General features: G+C 73.1%; 10 protein-coding genes. 1 reads left to right on the forward strand and 9 read right to left on the reverse strand.

Going from position 1 to position 18,277, the window contains the following annotated elements:
* Positions 1–236 precede the first annotated feature (236 nt).
* The 7 genes from ACFO3J_RS15630 to ACFO3J_RS15660 all read right to left on the reverse strand — a co-directional run bounded on the left by ACFO3J_RS15630 (position 237) and on the right by ACFO3J_RS15660 (position 13,788).
* Positions 237–2,003 carry a GMC oxidoreductase gene (locus tag ACFO3J_RS15630; RefSeq protein WP_386430234.1) on the reverse strand — a complete coding sequence of 589 codons (1,767 nt, stop codon included), beginning with the start codon at positions 2,001–2,003 and terminating at the stop codon, positions 237–239.
* A gap of 221 nt (positions 2,004–2,224) precedes the next feature.
* Complete coding sequence (locus ACFO3J_RS15635; protein ID WP_386429992.1) at positions 2,225–3,922, reverse strand: succinic semialdehyde dehydrogenase; 1,698 nt, start codon at positions 3,920–3,922, stop codon at positions 2,225–2,227.
* A 182-nt stretch (positions 3,923–4,104) separates the two neighbouring features.
* Positions 4,105–5,784: a serine/threonine-protein kinase gene (locus tag ACFO3J_RS15640; protein ID WP_386429993.1), complete on the reverse strand. Its 1,680-nt coding sequence runs from the start codon at positions 5,782–5,784 to the stop codon at positions 4,105–4,107.
* Positions 5,785–5,886: 102 nt separating this feature from the next.
* The gene (locus ACFO3J_RS15645; RefSeq protein WP_386429994.1) at positions 5,887–7,893 is read right to left on the reverse strand and encodes a protein kinase; all 2,007 of its coding nucleotides are present in this window, start codon (positions 7,891–7,893) and stop codon (positions 5,887–5,889) included.
* A gap of 274 nt (positions 7,894–8,167) precedes the next feature.
* Entirely contained in the window at positions 8,168–10,045 is a 1,878-nt protein-coding gene (locus tag ACFO3J_RS15650; protein ID WP_386429995.1) for a serine/threonine-protein kinase, read from the reverse strand.
* Between the two features lie 201 nt (positions 10,046–10,246).
* Positions 10,247–12,022, reverse strand: a complete 1,776-nt coding sequence (locus ACFO3J_RS15655) for a serine/threonine-protein kinase (protein WP_386429996.1) — start codon at positions 12,020–12,022, stop codon at positions 10,247–10,249.
* 59 nt (positions 12,023–12,081) lie between these two features.
* Positions 12,082–13,788 (reverse strand): glycerol-3-phosphate dehydrogenase/oxidase, encoded by a 1,707-nt coding sequence (locus ACFO3J_RS15660; protein ID WP_386429997.1) that lies wholly within the window; start codon positions 13,786–13,788, stop codon positions 12,082–12,084.
* Between the two features lie 235 nt (positions 13,789–14,023).
* Between ACFO3J_RS15660 and ACFO3J_RS15665 the strand changes: the two genes are divergently transcribed.
* Entirely contained in the window at positions 14,024–15,301 is a 1,278-nt protein-coding gene (locus ACFO3J_RS15665; RefSeq protein ID WP_386429998.1) for a nucleotide sugar dehydrogenase, read from the forward strand.
* Between the two features lie 41 nt (positions 15,302–15,342).
* Here the strand turns inward: ACFO3J_RS15665 and ACFO3J_RS15670 are convergent, their stop codons facing one another.
* Positions 15,343–16,464 (reverse strand): GuaB3 family IMP dehydrogenase-related protein, encoded by a 1,122-nt coding sequence (locus ACFO3J_RS15670; RefSeq protein ID WP_386429999.1) that lies wholly within the window; start codon positions 16,462–16,464, stop codon positions 15,343–15,345.
* A 216-nt stretch (positions 16,465–16,680) separates the two neighbouring features.
* A complete protein-coding gene (gene guaB / locus ACFO3J_RS15675) occupies positions 16,681–18,180 on the reverse strand; it encodes an IMP dehydrogenase (RefSeq protein ID WP_386430000.1) in 1,500 nt (499 codons plus the stop codon).
* Between the last annotated feature and the right edge of the window lie 97 nt (positions 18,181–18,277).

Consider the following 18,277-nt stretch of genomic DNA (forward strand, 5'->3'; position numbering starts at 1 on the left):
TCCAGACGCAGCTGGGCGGGGTGCAGCCGGTGCGATGAGGCGGGTGCAGTCGTGCACCCGCCGTGGGACCTCGCACGGGCGATCAGTGGCCGGACCGCAGGGGACAGCAGCCCGGTCACGACTTCAAGAGGCGGTCGGTCCCGAGGGACGCCTGGGACCGGCCGCTCTGCGGACTCCACATTACAGCCCGTTCAGGGCTTTTTGGACTTAGCGACGGGGACTCACGGGCGGGGCGTTCAGGATTCCGGCGCCACCGAGCGGGGCGGCACCGCGGGCATCTTCAGGAAGGGCAGCCGCAGCGCGCCGAAGGCACTCTCCGGCACCGCCGGGGCCACCGGCCGTACCGCGGCGATCCTGCGGTAGGCGGCGCCCTGGGCCGGCCGCGGGTCCTGCTCGCCCTTGTTGGGCCACAGCGACATCGCCCGCTCGGCCTGCGCGGTGATGGTCAGCGACGGATTCACCCCGAGGTTCGCCGACACCGCCGAGCCGTCCACCACCGAGATGCCCGGGTGCCCGTAGAGCCGGTGGTACGGATCGATGACGCCCTGCTCGGCGTCCGCCCCGATCGGGCAGCCGCCGAGGAAATGCGCGGTCATCGGCCGGCGCGTCGCCTCGCCCACATTGCTGCCCGGGAAGCCGCCGATCTCGGCGGCGATCAGCCGGGCCGCCTCGGCGCCCTCCGGGATGTGCGTCGGATTGGGGGCGCCGTGGCCCTGCCGGGCGGTCAGCAGCCCCTTGCCCGGGCCCCTGCGCTTGCGGAAGGTGGTCAGCGAGTTGTCGCTGGTCTGCATGACCAGACCGATGATGGTCCGCTCCGACCAGCGGTGGTTGGACAGCGAGCGCACCGTCAGCAGCGGGTGGCGCAGGTTGTTGCCGAGGAACTCCAGCCAGCGCGGCAGCCGGCCGCGGTAGGGGGCGGCCAGCATCGACAGGCTGCCCATCGCGTTGGAGCCGCGCCCGTAGCGGACCGGTTCGATATGGGTGTGGTCGTTGGGGTGCACCGACGAGGTGATCGCCACACCCCGGGTGAAGTCCAGCGGGCGGCCCGGGTGGCGCAGGCGGTAGCGGCGCGGTGAGGTCTGCGCGCCCACCAGCGCCTCGGAGTTGGTCCGGGTCAGCTCGCCGAGCCTGGCCGAGATCCGGGGCAGCCGGCGGCGGTCCCGCATGGCGTGCAGCAGCGTCTGGGTGCCGTAGGTGCCGGCCGCGATCACCACCTGGCGCGCCCGCAGCACCTGCCGGGCGCCCCTCTTGCGGTGGTCGGTGGGGACCGCGGTGACGCGGTAGCCGCCGTCCCGGTCCTCGGTGAGGTCCACCACGGTGGTCATCGGGTGGACGACGGCGCCGGCCCTTTCGGCGAGATACAGGTAGTTCTCGTTGAGGGTGTTCTTCGCTCCGTGCCGGCAGCCGGTCATGCACTCCCCGCACTCGGTGCAGGCGCTGCGGGCCGGGCCCGCCCCGCCGAAGTACGGATCGGGCACTTCCTGGCCGGGCGCCGCCCGTACCGCCCCCTCCGCGTCCCGGCCGTCGCCGAAGAAGACGCCGACCGGTGCCAGGTGGAAGGTGTCCCCCGCCCCCATCCGCTCGGCGGCGGCCTTGAGATGCACGTCCGAGGGGGTGAGGGTGGGATTGAGCCGCACCCCGAGCATGCGCCGCGCCTGGTCGTAGTAGGGCGCCAGCTCCTCCTGCCAGTCGGTGATACGGCCCCACTGGCGGTCCTGGAAGAAGGCCTCGGGCGGCACATACAGGGTGTTGGCGTAGTTCAGCGAGCCGCCGCCGACACCCGCGCCCGCCAGCACCAGGACATTGCCGAGGACGTGGATGCGCTGGATGCCGTAGAGGCCGAGCGCGGGGGCCCACAGGTAATTGCGGGCGTCCCAGGAGTTCTTGGGCAGTTCGTCCCGCTCGAAGCGGCGGCCAGCCTCCAGGACTCCCACCCGGTAGCCCTTCTCGGTGAGCCGCAGCGCCGCGACCGCGCCGCCGAAGCCGGAGCCGACCACGAGCACGTCGTAGTCGTAGCCCGCTCCACCGTCCCGGCGGTCCGCGCTGTCGGCTGCGTCGGCGGCGTCGGCGCCGGATTCGTCGCCTGCGCCGTCAGCGCCGCCTGCGTCGGCTTCCTGTACCACAGGTTCCTCCCGGTATCGGGGTGCGGGATGTGCGTCGCGAGGGCGCGGCGAACCGTGCGATCAGCCGGCCGGGGCGGGAGACAGGGCCTCCGCCGGCCGGCTCACCGCATCCGCAGCGCCTTCATCAGCCGCAGCGAATGGGTCAGGAACGCCGCGTACTTCTCGTCGTCCATGCCGAAGGCCGGGGCCAGCGGCATCACGCGCTGGGTGGCGACGGTCTGCGCCTCGGTGTATTTCAGAATGCCCTCGGAGCCGTGCCGACGGCCGAGTCCGGAGTCCTTCATGCCGCCCATCGGGGCGCGGACGCTGCCGTAGGCCGATCCGTAGGCCTCGTTGACATTGACCGTGCCGGAGCGCAGCCGGGCCGCGACCCGGAAGCCGCGCCGGGTGTCCCTGGTCCACACGCTCGCGTTGAGGCCGTAGTCGGTGGCGTTGGCCCGCCGGATCGCCTCCTCCTCGTCGCGGAAGCGGTAGACGGACACCACCGGGCCGAAGGTCTCCTCGGCGCAGACCGCCATCGGGGGCTCCACGCCGTCCAGGACGGTCGGCTCGTAGACGTAGGGTCCGACGTCGGGGCGGGGCCGCCCGCCGGTCAGTACGGTGGCGCCCTTGTCCCTGGCCTCGTCCACATGCCGGGTGACGGTCGCCAACTGGCGCTCGCCGACGAGCGATCCCATGTCGGCGCCGTAGGCGAGCGCGGTGCCGAGCCGCAGCGCCCTGGTCCGGGCCACGAACATGGCCAGGAAGGTGTCGGCGACCGAGGCGTCCACGTAGAGCCGCTCGACCGAGATGCACAGCTGCCCGGCGGAGGAGAAGCAGGCCCGGACCGCGCCGTCGGCGGCCTTGTCGAGGTCGGCGTCGCGCAGCACCAGCAGCGGGTTCTTGCCGCCGAGTTCCAGGGAGGCGCCGATCAGGCGGGCGGCGGCGCGCTGGGCCACCTCGCGGCCGGTGCGGGTCGAGCCGGTGAAGGACACATAGTCGGCGTGCTCGACCAGCGCCGGGCCCACCACCGGTCCGTCGCCGATCACGATCTGGAAGACGCCTTCGGGCAGCCCGGCCTCGATCAGCCGCTCGCGGGCCCACAGCGCGGTGAGCGCGGTCTCGGTGTCGGGTTTCATCACCACCGCGTTGCCGGCGGCGAAGGCGGGCAGCGCGTCCCCGACGGACAGCTCCAGCGGGTAGTTCCAAGGCGCTATCTGGCCGACCACCCCGCGCGGCTGACGCAGCTCGACGGCCTTGGTGAAGGCGGGGAAGGCACCGGTGTGCCGCTTCGGCCGGAGGTAGGAGGCCGCCTTGAGACCGTAGTGCCGGGCCTCCATCACCACGATCTGCACCTCCTCGTGGGCGTGCAGCCGGGTCTTGCCGGTCTCCAGCTGTATCAGGTCGAGGACTTCGGCCTGCCGGGCGAGCACCAGGTCGTGGAAGCGCAGCAGGACGGCGCCCCGGCGGGCGGCCGGGGTGGCCGCCCAGGCGCGCTGCGCCGTACGGGCCCGCTCGAAGGCCAGCGCGACGTCCTCGGGGGTGGCCTCGGGCAGGTCGGCGAGCTTCTCGCCGGTCAGCGGGGTGTGGTTGGCGGTCGCGCCGCCGCCGATGACGCCCCGGGTCAGCCGGGCGACGAGGTCGGGGGTGACGACGGTCCGCGGGTCGCGCCCGGTGATCCCCGCGACCGGGTTCCCGCCGGCGGGGGCCGTCGGGCCGCTTCCCGCGGCCGGGTCACCGGAGGAGGGCGGGCGGGCGCCGGGAGCGGGGGCCCGGCCTTCGGCAGCGGCGGGGGTGGAACGGTCCGGCGAATCCGTCATGCCGGTGAGATTACGACTGGGGGGCACCCGGTGGCTACCCACCAGTAGCCCTTTTCCGCCAGACCCGCCCGGGCCGGCCGGCGACCCGGCGGCGCGACCCCGCCCCCACCGCATCGTCGCAGCTCGGACCGGCGTAACCGCCGGTAGGCAAGCACCGCAGGTCAGACCGGGCGGCCGGCGGATCAGCCGGCCCGGAAGGTGGCGACGGCGGTGTCGAAGGCCTTGCGGGTGGTCTCCACCCGCGCCACCGGACCCGACACCCATATGTCGTACATCCGCCCGTCCTGCGTCCAGCACAGGTCGAAGGTACGCCGGGCACCCCTGCCGTCGCCGAAACCGTCGTAGGTGAACTCCCACAGCGCCGCGTCCTGCCCGTGCTGGGTGGTCCGGGTGATCACCCCGTCCCGGTAGCCCGGATACGTAGCCGAACCCGGCGCGGCCACGTCCTGGTCGTGCATCACCGCGTAGGCCCCGCGCGGGTCCGGCAGCTGCTCGCGCTCGCCGAAGCGGAAGGCGCCGTCGGGCGACCAGTAGTACGTCCGCGTCCCCTCCGGATCGCGGCGCGCGTCCTTGAGGAGGGCGACGGAAAAGCCCTTGGGGTCGGTGATCCGCTCGAAGCCGGGCGGGTAGGGGCCTGCGTCGGCCGGAGCCGGGTGGGTCGTAGGAGCCGCCGGCGTCGCCGTGATCGTGGGGGTGGGCGGGGTCGTCGGGCTCGTCGGCCGGGTGACGCTCCCCGCGGCTGTCGGCGGGCTCGTCACGGCCCCGGCGGCATCGCTGTCACCGCGGGTGACCAGCACCGCCGCCGTCGCGCCCGCGACCACGGCGATGACCGTCACGGCGAGCACCCCGACGGCGATACGGCCCCGGCGGCGCGGGGCGGGCGGCGGCCCGGCCGGGAGCGGGCGGGGCTCCGGGGGCTCCGGCCCGGAATCTGACGGAGCTTGAGGCCCCGGCGAAGGCACCGTCAGCTCCGGTGTGGGCCAGTGCGGTTCGATCCCGGCCTCCGCGTACGCGGTCAGCACCGTCTGCACCTCGGCGGCGGCCATCCGGCGGGCCGGGTCCCGGTCCAGCAGGCCCCTGACCACCGGCAGCAGCGGACCGGCGGTGGCCGGCGGGGTGATGTCGTCGATGGCGACCGCGTGCACGATCTCGCCGATCGAGCCGCGGTGGAAGGGCGACTCCCCCTCGACGGCCGCGCACAGCAGCACACCCAGCGACCACAGGTCCGACTCCGGGCCCGCCTGCCGCCCCGACATCCGCTCCGGCGCGGTGTACTCGGGCGAGCCGACGAACGAACCGGTCTCGGAGACGGTGCTGCTGCCCGGCACCCGGGCGATGCCGAAGTCGGTGAGCACCACCCGTCCGCCGTCGGCGCCCCCGCCCCTTTCGATCAGCACATTGGCCGGTTTGACGTCGCGGTGCTGTATGCCGTGGCCGTGCGCGGCCCGCAGCGCGCCCGCGACGGCGGCGCAGATCCTGGCCGCCTCCCGGGGCTCCAGCGGGCCGTCCTCGGTCAGCACATCGGCCAGCGACCGCCCGTCGACCAGTTCCATCACGATCCACGGCCGGCCGTCCTGCTCCACCACGTCGTGGACCACCACCACGTGCGGGTGCCGGATCCGGGCCACCCCGCGCGCCTCGCGCAGCGCCCGGTCCCGCTGCTGGCCGGCCGCGAGCTCGGTGAGTCCGGTCCCGGGCAGATGCAACTCCTTGACCGCGACCTGACGCCGTAGCAGCTCGTCGTCCGCCCGCCAGACCGTGCCCATGCCGCCGCGCCCCAGCCGGCCGGTGATCCGATACCGCCCGGCGATCATGTCGCGGGGCTGCCGCTCGGCCGTGATCCGTCCCCCGTCACTTGCCATAGGGCCATGATGCCCCGCCCCGAGGGGGTGCGCAGCGGGTCCCGCAGGCCCGGCCGGCCGGGCGCGGGGCCCCCTGAGGGCTCTACGGGACGCGCGGGAGCCTCAGTTGGCCGTGTACGTCTCCACGGCCTTGTCGAACGCCTGCTGGACGGCGGCGCGTTGGCTGTCCGGGCCGGAGATCAGGACGACGTGGTAGTGGCCGTTGATCTGCACCGCGAGATTGCGGGCGTAGATGCTCTGCTCGTTGGCGTCGCGCCAGGTGTACTCGCCCTCGGCCGCCGGGTGGCCGCGCAGGCTCAGGGCCTGCAGGCCGGCCGCGGACGACCAGGAGGAGGCCCGGAAGTCGGCCAGTTCGCGTTCCACCAGCTGATACGCGAGCGGGTCGCTGGAGGAGCCGGACGCCTTGTCCCGGCCGGGGACGACGATGAGCGTGACATCGCTGCCGGTGAACCGCACCTCGTCCTGGCTGTTCCTGCCGGTACGCAGCCAGCCGGTGTGCACGGCGACGGTGAAGCCGGACGAGTCGGTGCGCAGGGCGAAGTCGGGCCCGAGGTCGGGGGGCGCGCTCGGGGCGCCGGCGGCGGGCGGCGGGGTGGTCTGCGCCTTGCTCGGGGCCTTGCTCGGCGTCTTGCTGGGCTTGCCGCTCGCCTTGGTGGTGACCGCCGTGGTGGGGTCGGCCGGGGTGGTGTGGTCGCCGCCGCCCCCGCCGGGCATCTGCGCCGGTATCGTACGGTCGCCGTTCGGATTGGCGGTCGAGGCGCCGCGGTGCGGCATGACGAGCACCGCGTAGACCACCACGGCGGCCAGCACCACCAGGACCGCCACCAGCAGACGGGCGCCGAGCCGGCGCGGCTGGGCGTCGGCGCGCTCGGGCTTGCGGGAGACCACCTGCTCCTCGTGGAACTCCTCCTGACGCATCTCGCTGCGCCGGGCGCTCTCCCGCTTCTCCCGGACCGCCTTGGCCTGCTTGCCGCGGGCGTGCCGGCGGTGCTGCGAGCCGGACGGGTCCATCGCGGCGGCCGCGGCCGCCTTGCCGCGCCGCCGGCGGACCAGCTCGCCCCGGCGCCGCTTGACCGGCAGTTTCGTCGGGTCGGCGGGCAACGCGACGGTTTCGGTGCCGAGTTCGGGTTCGGGCGCGGAGCGGATCAGGGAGCGCAGCCAGCCGCCCAGCTCCTCGGCCTCCGGCCGCTCTTCGGGGTCGGGACGCAGCAGCGACTCCACCACCGGCCGCAGCGGGCCGCATTCCTCGGCGAAGGCGGGCGGCTCGGCGCACACGAGCTGGACGAGTTCGGCGGCGCTGTCCTCGGGGTAGGGCGGGTGGCCCTGGACACTGCGGAAGAGCAGCGTGCCGAGCGCCCACAGGTCGGCGGCGGGGCCGACCGGCGGGGAAAGCCGCCAGTTCTCGTGCACCTCGTGGGCCTGCTCGGGCGCCCAGCGCTCGGTGACCGCGCCGACCACCGTGATGCGGTTCTGCCGGGCCCGCTCCTGCTCCAGCGCGGACTGCGGGCCGTGCCAGGCGGGATCGGCGCCGCCGGCCAGCACTTCCTCGGGCAGCGGGTCGTAGCCGCACAGCGCCTCCTGGGCGGCGCCCGCGGCCAGACCGCCGAGCATCGCCCGGCCGTCGTCGCAGAGCAGCACCGTGCTGGCGGTCACATTGCGGTGCGTCCAGCCATGGGTGTGCAGGGCGCGCAGCGCGGCCAGCACGTCGGAGGCGACCTCGGCGGCCCGGTACGCGTCCAGCGGGCGCTCGGCGAGGAAGGCGGCCAGCGGGCGGGCGGACACCAGTTCGCTCGCGATCCACAGGCTGCCGTCCTCGACGAAGATGTCGAAGACCTGCACCAGACGCGGGTGATCGGGTATGGCCGCGGCGGCCCTGGCCGCGTGCAGTGCCCGCCGGGCGCTGTCCCCGAGCCCGTCGGGGTCCAGCGGCGGGCGTTCCTCGCCCGGGAGTTCGGCGGTCAGCACTTCCGGCAGCAACACCTGGCGGACCAGCACCTCTTGACCGCTGTAGGTGTCGAAGGCCCGGGTCTCGGCCAGCTCGAACTCATCGGCCGGCGGCCGGGGCAGCCGATAGCGCTCGGCGAGCACCCGCCCTGCGTACTCCTCCACGGTGCCCCCCTTCCGGCCCCGGTCCAACTCCTGCGGGAAACGGTCCGATCCGATCCCAACAGGCCCGGATGCGGATGCGGACAGTCCTCAACTACTCACCATACGTGCTGCGCGGCGTTCCTTCGGCCCCTTTGCGCGTTGCGAACCGGGTCCGGCTCGGCGCCCGGTTCGAGCCGAGTACCTGCTTACCCCTTTGCCGCCCCTTGTACTCCCTTTGTGCTTCGGTGCGCTGTCGGCGGGTCGCGGAAGGCCGGTCGGCCACCGCCGGAGGGCACTACTTGGTGGACTCGAACGACCCGAAGAAGGTGTCGCGCATCTGCGCGGAGGCGGCGCTGTCCCAGTCGGCCGCCGGGATGGAGATCATGATCGAGTAGGCGTGGGTATCGTCCACCACGAAGCCGCGGTTCAGCACGTGGGTCTTCTTTCCGTCCCCGGTTCGGTAGAAGTTCCAGTCCGCGGCGGTGCGGTAGTCCCGGTACTGGATCGTCTCGATGGAGATCCGCTCGTAGCCGGGGATGGTGGGCGCCACTTCCGGTTCCTCCTTGCGCCAGGCCGCCGCCGCGTCCTTGCCGGGCTTGCTGGCGTAGTCGACCTGGACCCGGGGGTATCCGCCGCCGGCGCTGTAGATCACGCCGCCGCCCCCGTCGGTGTAACCGGTCACGTGCCAACCGGCCGGCAGGGCGATCGCCATGTGGAACCGGGGGTTGGCAACGAAGCTGTAGCCGGCCGGCAGGGCGTCGCCCCCCTTGCCCCCGCCGGTGTCCTTGCCCTTGCCGCCCTTGCCACCCTGGCCGTCGTCCGAGGGGGACGCCGGTGAGGAGGCCGGAGCCGAGGGGCTGTCGGCGGCGGTGGAGGCGGCGTCCGAGGTGGCCGGAGTCGTGGTGGCGGTCGGCCGGTGGGTGGCCGCGGCGGAGATTCCGCCGGAGTGGCCGGCCGAGGCGCTGGCACCGGGTTTGGCGCCGCCGTTCTCGCTGTCCCCGTCGCCACCACCGGAGTTGGCGATCGCGATGCCTATCACCGTACCGAGCAGGGCGATGACGAGGGCCGCGACCACTATGACCAGAGTGCGGCGCGGCACCACATCGGTGAGCGGCGCGCGGGCGGGCGCGGGCGTGTTCGCCGGGGTGCCCGGTTCGGGCGCGGGCCGGGGTCTGGGGGCGGCGGCCTTGCGGACCGAGCGCAGCGCGTCGCGCACCCTGGCCTGATCGGCGGCGGCCGCGCGCGTCTCGGGGGGCGCGTCGGTCGGCGTGGGCTGCGGGTCCACCGGCAGCACCATGGTCCGGGCGTCGGCGGCGGGCGCGGGCGGCGCGACCGGGCGCTCCGGCGCGTTGACGATCTCGGTGAGCAGCGCGCGGGCGCGCGGCTCGGTCAGCCGCTGCTCCGGGTCCTTGATCAGCAGGCCCCTGATCACCTCGGCGAGCGGCCCGGCGTTGGCCATCGGCCCGACCGGCTCGGTCATCACCGCGGTCAGCGTGGCGATCGCCGACCCCTTGTCGTACGGCGGATGGCCCTCGACGGACGCGAAGAGCAGCGCCCCGAGCGACCACAGGTCGGCGGGCGGGCCGGGCTTCTGGCCGCGGGCGCGCTCCGGGGAGATGTACGAGGGCGCGCCGACCAGCATGCCGGTGGAGGTCACCGACGGGTCGCCGTCGATCTGCGCGATGCCGAAGTCGCCGAGCACCACCCGGCCGTCGTCGGCCAGCAGCACATTGGAGGGCTTGACGTCGCGGTGCAGGATGCCCTCGCGGTGCGCGGCCTTGAGCACGTCGAGCAGCACCAGGCCGATCTCGGCGGCGCGCTTGGGGGTGACCGGGCCGTCCTCGCGGACCGCGTCGGACAGCGAGCGGCCCTCGACCAGCTCCATCACGATCCAGGGCCGGTCGTCCTCCTTGACCACGTCGAAGACGGTGATCGCGCCGGTGTTGCGGATGCGCGCGGTGGCCTTGGCCTCGCGCAGCGTCCGGGTGACCAGCCGGCGCTTCTCGTCCTCGTCCACGTCACCGGGGAAGCGCAGTTCCTTCACGGCGACGCTGCGGCCCAGCGTCTCGTCGACGGCGCGCCAGACCGTACCCATACCGCCCTTGCCGAGCACGGCGCCGAGGCGGTAACGGTCCGCGAGCAGACGTCCGTCGGTACCTTCGACCTCGCTCATGGGTTCCCTCTGCTGTGCCGGCGTTCTCAGGCGGTTGTGGGGTGATCTGTCGGACCATCGGTCGGACGGTCCGTCGGGCGGTCCATCGGGGTGGTGCGGTGGAAGGCGACGCGGTGAGCGCGGTGCGTGCGTCGCGGTCGTCGCGAACAGTGCGCCTGGCCATCATCCCCGACCGGGGGACACGGAAGCCAACCAGACCTATCAGCCGGATTGCCGGAAACCGGCCACCGCGGTGTCGAAAATCGGACGGTTCTCCGTCCATTGGGCACTGGGCGCCGACAGATACACCGCGTACTCGGTCGCGCCCGGCTTGCCGAAGCCCAGATCGATCGCGTGGTACTCGCGCACCGAACCCTCGAAGGTGAACTCCCAGATGGCCGCCGGATCGCCCAGCTGCGTCGTGGGATCCAGCCGCTTCCGATGATAGCCCCGCACGTTGGCCTCGGTGTCGGGTTCGAGGTTGATGAAGTGCTCGTACGGGCTGGTGCTGGCGAAGTCCAGTGCGCTGATCTTCAGATCGACCTTCTGCGTCGGGTCGATGAAGTCCACCTGTTCGCCGTCATTGCTGACCTGCTTGGTCCAACCGACGGGTACCGGGACGGAGTAACCGCGGCCGGTGTCGCTGAACAGGCGGTAGCCGTCCGGGAGGGGCGGGGGCGGCGGGGTGGTGGTGGCCGGCGCGGCCGAGGCGGTGGTGCTCGCCGGAGCGGTGGTGGCCGGGCTGGGCGGGGTGGTGGTGCGGTCCGGGTGCTTGGCGTCCGCCGTGCCGCCGCTTCCGTAGCGCTGGACGGCGAAGGCGCCGCCGGCGGCCACCACCGCGACCGCGAGCACCGCGGCCACCCAGGCCCCGGCCCGGCGCTTACGGGGCCGGTCCGGCGTCGGGTGCGGGGAGTGCGGCGACGCGGGCAGCGGTCGGACGGCGGGGGGCGGTTCCTGCCGGGTCGGCAGCGGGGTGTGCGGGCCGTACGCGCTCCGCCGGTGGTCGGGTACCGCGTCCGGTATCGCCCCGGGCGGCGGCTCGGGCGCCGCGCCGGGCGGGCGGACGACGCTCGTGACGGTCGGCGGCCCCTCGGTCAGGCGGGCGAACTGCCCGATCAGCGCGGTGTCCTGGCCGGACATCGGCAGCCGCAGCAGCCGCTCGGCCTCCTGCGCGGACATCCGCTCGGACGGCTCCTTGGCCAGCAGCCCGGAGATCACCTGGGTCAGCGCGCCCGCGTTGGGGGCTTGCGCGACCGGTTCCTCGGCGATGGCGTAGGCGGTCTCGATCGCGGTCGGCCGGCGGAACGGCGAGGTGCCCTCGACCGCCTGGTAGAGGGTGGCGCCCAGCGCCCACATGTCGGCCTCGGGCCCGGGCACGGCGCCGCGGATGCGCTCGGGGGACAGGAAGTCGATGGAGCCGATGAGTTCGCCGGTCCGGGTCAGGGTGGAGGTGCCGGACGCCTGGGCGATGCCGAAGTCGGTGAGCACCACCCGCCCTCCGCCGCCGCCCCCGTCACCCTCGGCGGGGGAAGCGCCGCCGACGCCGAGCAGCACATTGCCGGGCTTCACATCGCGGTGCAGCACCCCGGCGCGGTGGGCGGCGCGCAGCGCGGCGATCATGCCGCGGCCGATCCGGGCCACTTCGCCCACCGGCAGCGGGCCGCGCTGCTTGACGAGTTCGCCGAGGGTCACCGACGGCACGTACTCCATCACGATGGACGGCAGCCCCGCGTCGTCCACCACGTCGTGCACGACGATCACATTGGGGTGGGTGATCCGGGCGGCGGCGCGGGCCTCGCGGCGGGTGCGCTCGAAGAGGGTGGCCAGCTCCTCGTCGTCCATGTGCGGCTGCGGCGGGTGCAGCTTCTTCACCGCGACCTGCCGGCCGAGCAGTTCGTCCTCGGCCCGCCAGACCGTGCCCATGCCGCCGCGGCCGATCCGCTCCAGCAGCCGGTACCGCCCCGCGACCAACCGACCCTCGTCGCCCTGCCCGACCATCTCGCCCCTTGTCTTGCCCCCGTGTGCGCGTGTCGCGCTCGCGCCCAGACTCCTCCCGTCTACAGGGGAACGATATCCGGCGCGCCGAGGCGGGCCGCATCCGCGGTCTGATCATCGGGCTGGAGTTGGGACTGGCGCTCGGCCTCGACCCGCTTCTCGTAGTGCTCGACCTCGTTGTCGATCTGGTTCTGGTCCCAGCCCAGCACCGGTGCCATCAGCTCGGCGGCCTCACGCGCGCTGCGGGTGCCGCGGTCGAAGGTCTCGATCGAGATCCGGGTCCTGCGGGTGAGCACGTCCTCCAGGTGCCGGGCCCCCTCGGCGGTGGCGGCGTAGACCACCTCGGCCCGCAGATAGTCGTCGGCGGCGGCCAGCGGCTTGCCCAGCGACGGCGTCTGCTCGATCAGCGCCAGCACCTCGTCGGCCAACGAGCCGTAGCGGTTGAGCAGGTGCTCCACTCGGGCGACATGCACCCCGGTGCGGGCCGCGATCCTGGCCCGGGCGTTCCACATCGCGTTGTAGCCCTCGGCGCCGGCCAGCGGCACATCCTCGGTGCAGCACTCGGCCACCCGGCGGTCCAGGCCGTGCACCGCCTCGTCGACGGCGTCCTTGGCCATCACCCGGTAGGTGGTGTACTTGCCGCCGGCCACCACGACCATGCCCGGCAGCGGGTGCGCCACCGTGTGCTCGCGGGACAGCTTGCTGGTGGCGTCCGACTCACCGGCCAGCAGCGGACGCAGCCCGGCGTAGACGCCCTGTACGTCGTCCCTGGTCAGCGGAGTGGCGAGCACCGAATTGACGTGTTCCAGCACATAGTCGATGTCGGCGCTGGAGGCGGCCGGATGGGACTTGTCCAGATTCCAGTCGGTGTCGGTGGTGCCGACGATCCAGTGCCGGCCCCACGGGATGACGAAGAGCACGCTCTTCTCGGTCCGCAGGATCAGCCCGGTGCTGGAGTGGATCCGGTCCTTGGGCACCACCAGGTGGACGCCCTTGGACGCGCGGACGTGGAACTGCCCGCGTTCGTTGACCAGCCCCTGCGTGTCGTCGGTCCACACACCGGTCGCGTTGACCACCTGGCGGGCCCTGATCTCGTACTCGCCGCCGGCCTCGACGTCCTGCACCGTGGCCCCGACGATCCGCTCGCCCTCCCGCAGGAAGCCGGTCACCCGCGCCCCGTTGGCGACGTGCGCGCCGTAGGCGGCGGCGGTGCGCACCAGCGTCACCACCAGGCGCGCGTCGTCCACCTGCGCGTCGTAGTACTGCAGCGCGCCGATCAGCGCGTCCTTGCGCAGCGCCGGCGCCACCCGCAGGGCGTGCTTACGGGTCAGGTGGCGGTGCACGGGCAGGCCGCGGCCGTGACCCGACGACACCGACATCGCGTCGTACAGCGCGACCCCCGAACCGGCGTAGAGCCGCTCCCACCCCTTGTGCTGGAGCGGGTACAGGAAGGGCACCGGCTTGACCAGGTGCGGGGCCAGCCGCTCCAGCAGCAGCCCGCGCTCCTTGAGCGCCTCGCGGACCAGGCCGAAGTCCAGCATCTCCAGATAGCGCAGGCCCCCGTGGATCAGCTTGCTGGAGCGGCTGGAGGTGCCGGCGGCCCAGTCGCGGGCCTCGACTATGCCGACGGACAGGCCGCGGGTGGCGGCGTCCAGCGCGCTGCCGGCGCCCACCACGCCGCCGCCCACCACGAGGATGTCCAGTTCCTGCTCGGCCATCTTGGCCAGCGCTTCGGCTCGCTCAGCGGGGCCGAGGGTTGTGTCACGCATCCGTGCCTCCGTAAGCGGCGTATTCATGATCGGTTCGTGCTCGGGCCGAGGTCGCTCCGGGCTCGGTCATGGTCAGGTTCTCTTCGATAGTGACCGGCCTGCCCGGGAGCGGCCACCTTGAAGCGTCCGGGGCGTGCGGCGCGCCGAGTGTTCATATCAGCAATTTGTCTGGTTAGCCTGTTTTAGATCGCGTCGCGCCGTCATCCGTGTGGCCATTCGTGGAGGACCGAGCCCCATGCCAGCAGACCTCGCCGTCCTCGGACTCGGCCACACCGGACTCCCCCTCGCCCAGGCGGCCACCGCCGCCGGAGTGAACACCGTCGGCTACGACGCCGATCCGGACCGGGTGGCGGAGATCAACGCCTGCCGGGTGCCGCCCGGCACCCTCACCGCCCCCGAGCTGCGCCGGATGCTGGCCGGCGGCTTCCGGGCCACCGCCGATCCGGCCGTGCTCGGCCGGGTCAGGACCGCGGTCATCTGCTCCCCCACCCCGCTCGGCGCCGACCACACGCTGGATCTGAGCGAGGTGGCCGCCGCCGCCCGCGCGCTCGCCGCGCACCTGCGTCCGCACACCACCGTGGTCCTCGAATCAGCCGTCTACCCCGGGACGACCGAGGGATTCCTGCGCCCGCTGCTGGAGGCGGGGGGCTTGCTGGCCGGCCGGGACTTCCACCTGGCCTACTCCCCCAGCCGCCTCGACCCCGGCAACCGCGAGGTCCGGCTCACCAACACCCCCAAAGTGGTCGGCGGCCGCACCCCCGCCTGCACCGAGGCCGCCGCCGCCTTCTACGGCCGCCTCACCGAGCGGGTGGTCCGCGCCAGGGGCCTGCGCGAGGCCGAGGCGGTCAAGCTGCTGGAGACCAACTACCGGCATGTCAACATCGCCTTCGCCAACGAGATGGCGGTCTACTGCCACGACCTCGGCGTGGACCTGTGGGATGTGATCCGGTGCGCCGAGACCAAGCCGTTCGGCTTCCAGTCCTTCCGGCCCGGACCCGGTGTCGGCGGCCCGGCCGCCCCCCTCGACCCGAACGCGGCCCCCGCCTTCACCGGCGGACCCGCCCCCCACCTGCGGCTGCCGGGCCACCCGCTGCGGATGGTCGAACTCGCCCAGGAGGTCAACGGCCGGATGCCCCGCTATGTCGTGCAGCGCGCCGCCGCCCTGCTCAACGAGCACGGCAAGTCGCTGCGCGGCGCCCGCGTCCTGCTGCTGGGCGTCACCTACAAGGCCGACCTCGCCGACGAGGAGGGCGCCCCGGCCCGCGAGATCGGCTCCCGGCTGATCGAGCTGGGCGCGCAGCTCGCCTACCACGACCCGTACGTCCCCCAGTGGCGGGTGCTGGACCGCCCGGTGCCGCGCGCCGACTCCCTGTGGGAGGCCGCCGCCGAGGCCGATCTGACGGTCCTGCTCCAGCACCACCGCACCTACGACTTGCAGGGTCTGGCGGTGAAGGCCCAGCTGATGCTGGACACCCGTGGGGCGACCCCGGCGGGCGCGGCGGCGCGGCTGTAGCCGGCGGCGGCTCGCTGGGGGCGGCCCGCCGGACGCGGCGCTCAGCGGTGGTGCGTCGGCGAGACCGTCACCTCGACGCGCTGGAACTCCTTGAGGTCGGAGTAGCCCGTCGTGGCCATCGAGCGGCGCAGCGCCCCGAAGAAGTTCATCGACCCGTCGGGCGCGTGGGACGGCCCGAGCAGGATCTGCTCGGTGGTGCCGGCCGTGCCGAGATTCATCCGCTTGCCGCGCGGCAGCTCGGTGTTGACCGCCTCCATGCCCCAGTGGAAACCGCGGCCCGGCGCGTCGGTGGCGCGGGCCAGCGGGGAGCCCATCATCACCGCGTCCGCGCCGCAGGCGATCGCCTTGGGCAGGTCGCCGCTGGCGCCGAAGCCGCCGTCGGCGATCACATGGACATAGCGGCCGCCGGACTCGTCCATGTAGTCGCGGCGGGCCGCGGCCACATCGGCGACCGCGGTGGCCATCGGCACCTGGATGCCCAGCACATTGCGGGTGGTGTGCGCCGCGCCGCCGCCGAAGCCGACCAGCACGCCCGCCGCGCCGGTCCGCATCAGGTGCAGGGCCGCGGTGTAGGTGGCGCAGCCGCCGACGATCACCGGTACGTCCAGCTCGTAGATGAACTGCTTGAGGTTCAGCGGCTCGTGCGAACCGGACACATGCTCGGCGGAGACGGTCGTACCGCGGATGACGAACAGGTCGACGCCCGCGTCCACCACGGCCTTGGAGAACTGGGCGGTGCGCTGCGGGGACAGGGCGGCGGCGGTGACCACGCCGGCGTCCCGCACCTCCTTGATCCGCTGGCCGATCAACTCCTCGCGGACCGGGGCGGCGTAGATCTCCTGGAGCCGGGAGGTGGCGCGGTGGTCGTCGAGTTCGGCGATCTCGGCGAGCAGCGGCTCGGGGTCGTCGTAACGCGTCCACAGGCCTTCGAGGTTCAGCACCCCGAGGCCGCCCAGATTGCCGATCCGGATCGCCGCCTCGGGCGACACCACCGAGTCCATCGGGGCCGCGAGGAAGGGCAGTTCGAAGCGATAAGCGTCGATCTGCCAGGCGATCGAGACCTCTTTGGGGTCCCGGGTCCGCCGGCTGGGCACCACGGCGATGTCGTCGAAGGCGTACGCCCTGCGGCCCCGCTTGCCCCGCCCGATCTCGATCTCAGTCACAGCCCGTGCCTCTCTTTTCTTTCGGCGGTTCCAGTATCCCCGGTCCGGGGGACGGGATACGACAGCGGGTGCCCCGCCCGGTGGGAACGGGGGCCCGCAGGCACACCGGGGCCGAGCACACCAGGGGCGCGGGGAACCGCGCGAGCAGGCCCGATCGGCGGACGGTCCGGCGACCGGCCGGACGAGGCCGGGCCGGCGGTCCGGCCACCCCCCTGGTCACCCGTGGTAGTTGGGGGCTTCCACCGTCATCTGTACGTCGTGCGGGTGGGACTCCTTGAGGCCGGCCGCGGTGATACGGACGAAGCGGCCCTTGGACTCCATCTCGGAGATGGTCGCGGCGCCGACATAGCCCATCGTCTGGCGCAGGCCGCCGATGAGCTGGTGAAGCACGGCGGACAGCGGGCCGCGGTAGGGGACCTGGCCCTCGATGCCCTCGGGGACGAGCTTGTCGTCGGAGGAGACCTCGGCCTGGAAGTAGCGGTCCTTGGAGTACGAACGGCCCTGGCCGCGCGACTGCATCGCGCCGAGCGAGCCCATGCCGCGGTAGGACTTGAACTGCTTGCCGTTGATGAACAGCAGCTCACCGGGGGACTCTTCGCAGCCCGCCAGCAGGCTGCCGAGCATCACACTGCTGGCGCCCGCGGCCAGCGCCTTGCCGATGTCGCCGCTGTACTGCAGGCCGCCGTCACCGATCACCGGGACACCGGCGTCCATGCAGGCCTGCGCGGCCTCGTAGATCGCGGTGACCTGGGGCACACCGATGCCGGCCACCACCCGGGTCGTACAGATGGAGCCGGGGCCGACGCCGACCTTCACGCCGTCCACCCCCGCGTCCAGCAGCGCCTGGGCGCCGTCGCGCGTGGCGACGTTACCGCCCACCAGGTCCACCGGGACGGCGGACTTGATCTTGGCCATCCAGTCCAGCGCGTTGCTGTTGTGGCCGTGGGAGGTGTCCACCACCAGGAAGTCCACCCCGGCGGAGACCAGTGCCTGGGCGCGGTCCAGTGCCTCGGGGCTGGCGCCGACGGCCGCGCCGACCAGCAGCCGGCCCTCGCTGTCCTTGGCGGCGTTCGGATACTGCTCGGCCTTGACGAAGTCCTTGACGGTGATCAGACCGCGCAGCCGGCCGTCGGCGTCCACCAGCGGCAGCTTCTCGATCTTGTGGCGCCGCAGCAGCGCCATCGCGTCCACCCCGGAGATGCCGACCTTGCCGGTGACCAGCGGCATCGGGGTCATGACCTCGCGCACCTGGCGGCCCGGGTCGTTCTCGAAGGCCATGTCACGGTTGGTGACGATGCCGAGCAGCCGGCCGCCCTCGTCGGTGACCGGGACGCCGCTGATCCGGAACCGGGCGCACAGCGCGTCCGCCTCGGCCAGGGTGGCGTCGGGACGGACGGTGATCGGGTCGGTGACCATGCCGGACTCGGAGCGCTTCACCAGGTCGACCTGGCTCACCTGGTCCTCGATGGACAGATTGCGGTGCAGCACGCCGACACCGCCCTGCCGGGCCATCGCGATCGCCATCCGGGCCTCGGTGACCTTGTCCATCGCCGCGGACAGCAGCGGGATGTTCACCTTGACGTTGCGGGAGATGAGGGACGCGGTGTCCACCTGGTTGGGCAGCACCGCGGAGGGCCCCGGGAGGAGCAGCACATCGTCGTAGGTCAGTCCGAGTGTGGCGAATTTCTCGGCTACTCCGTCGGCGTTCACTGACATGACACCTTCCCGAATGGTCTTGCCCGGCGAGTTGTCCAATGGTAGTGGCTTCGCCGGTATTCCTCCGCCGGGGCTCGATGACACCTCCGGGTGACAC

Origin of the sequence: Streptomyces polygonati (assembly GCF_042650325.1) — a bacterium.
Classification (GTDB): domain Bacteria; phylum Actinomycetota; class Actinomycetes; order Streptomycetales; family Streptomycetaceae; genus Actinacidiphila; species Actinacidiphila polygonati.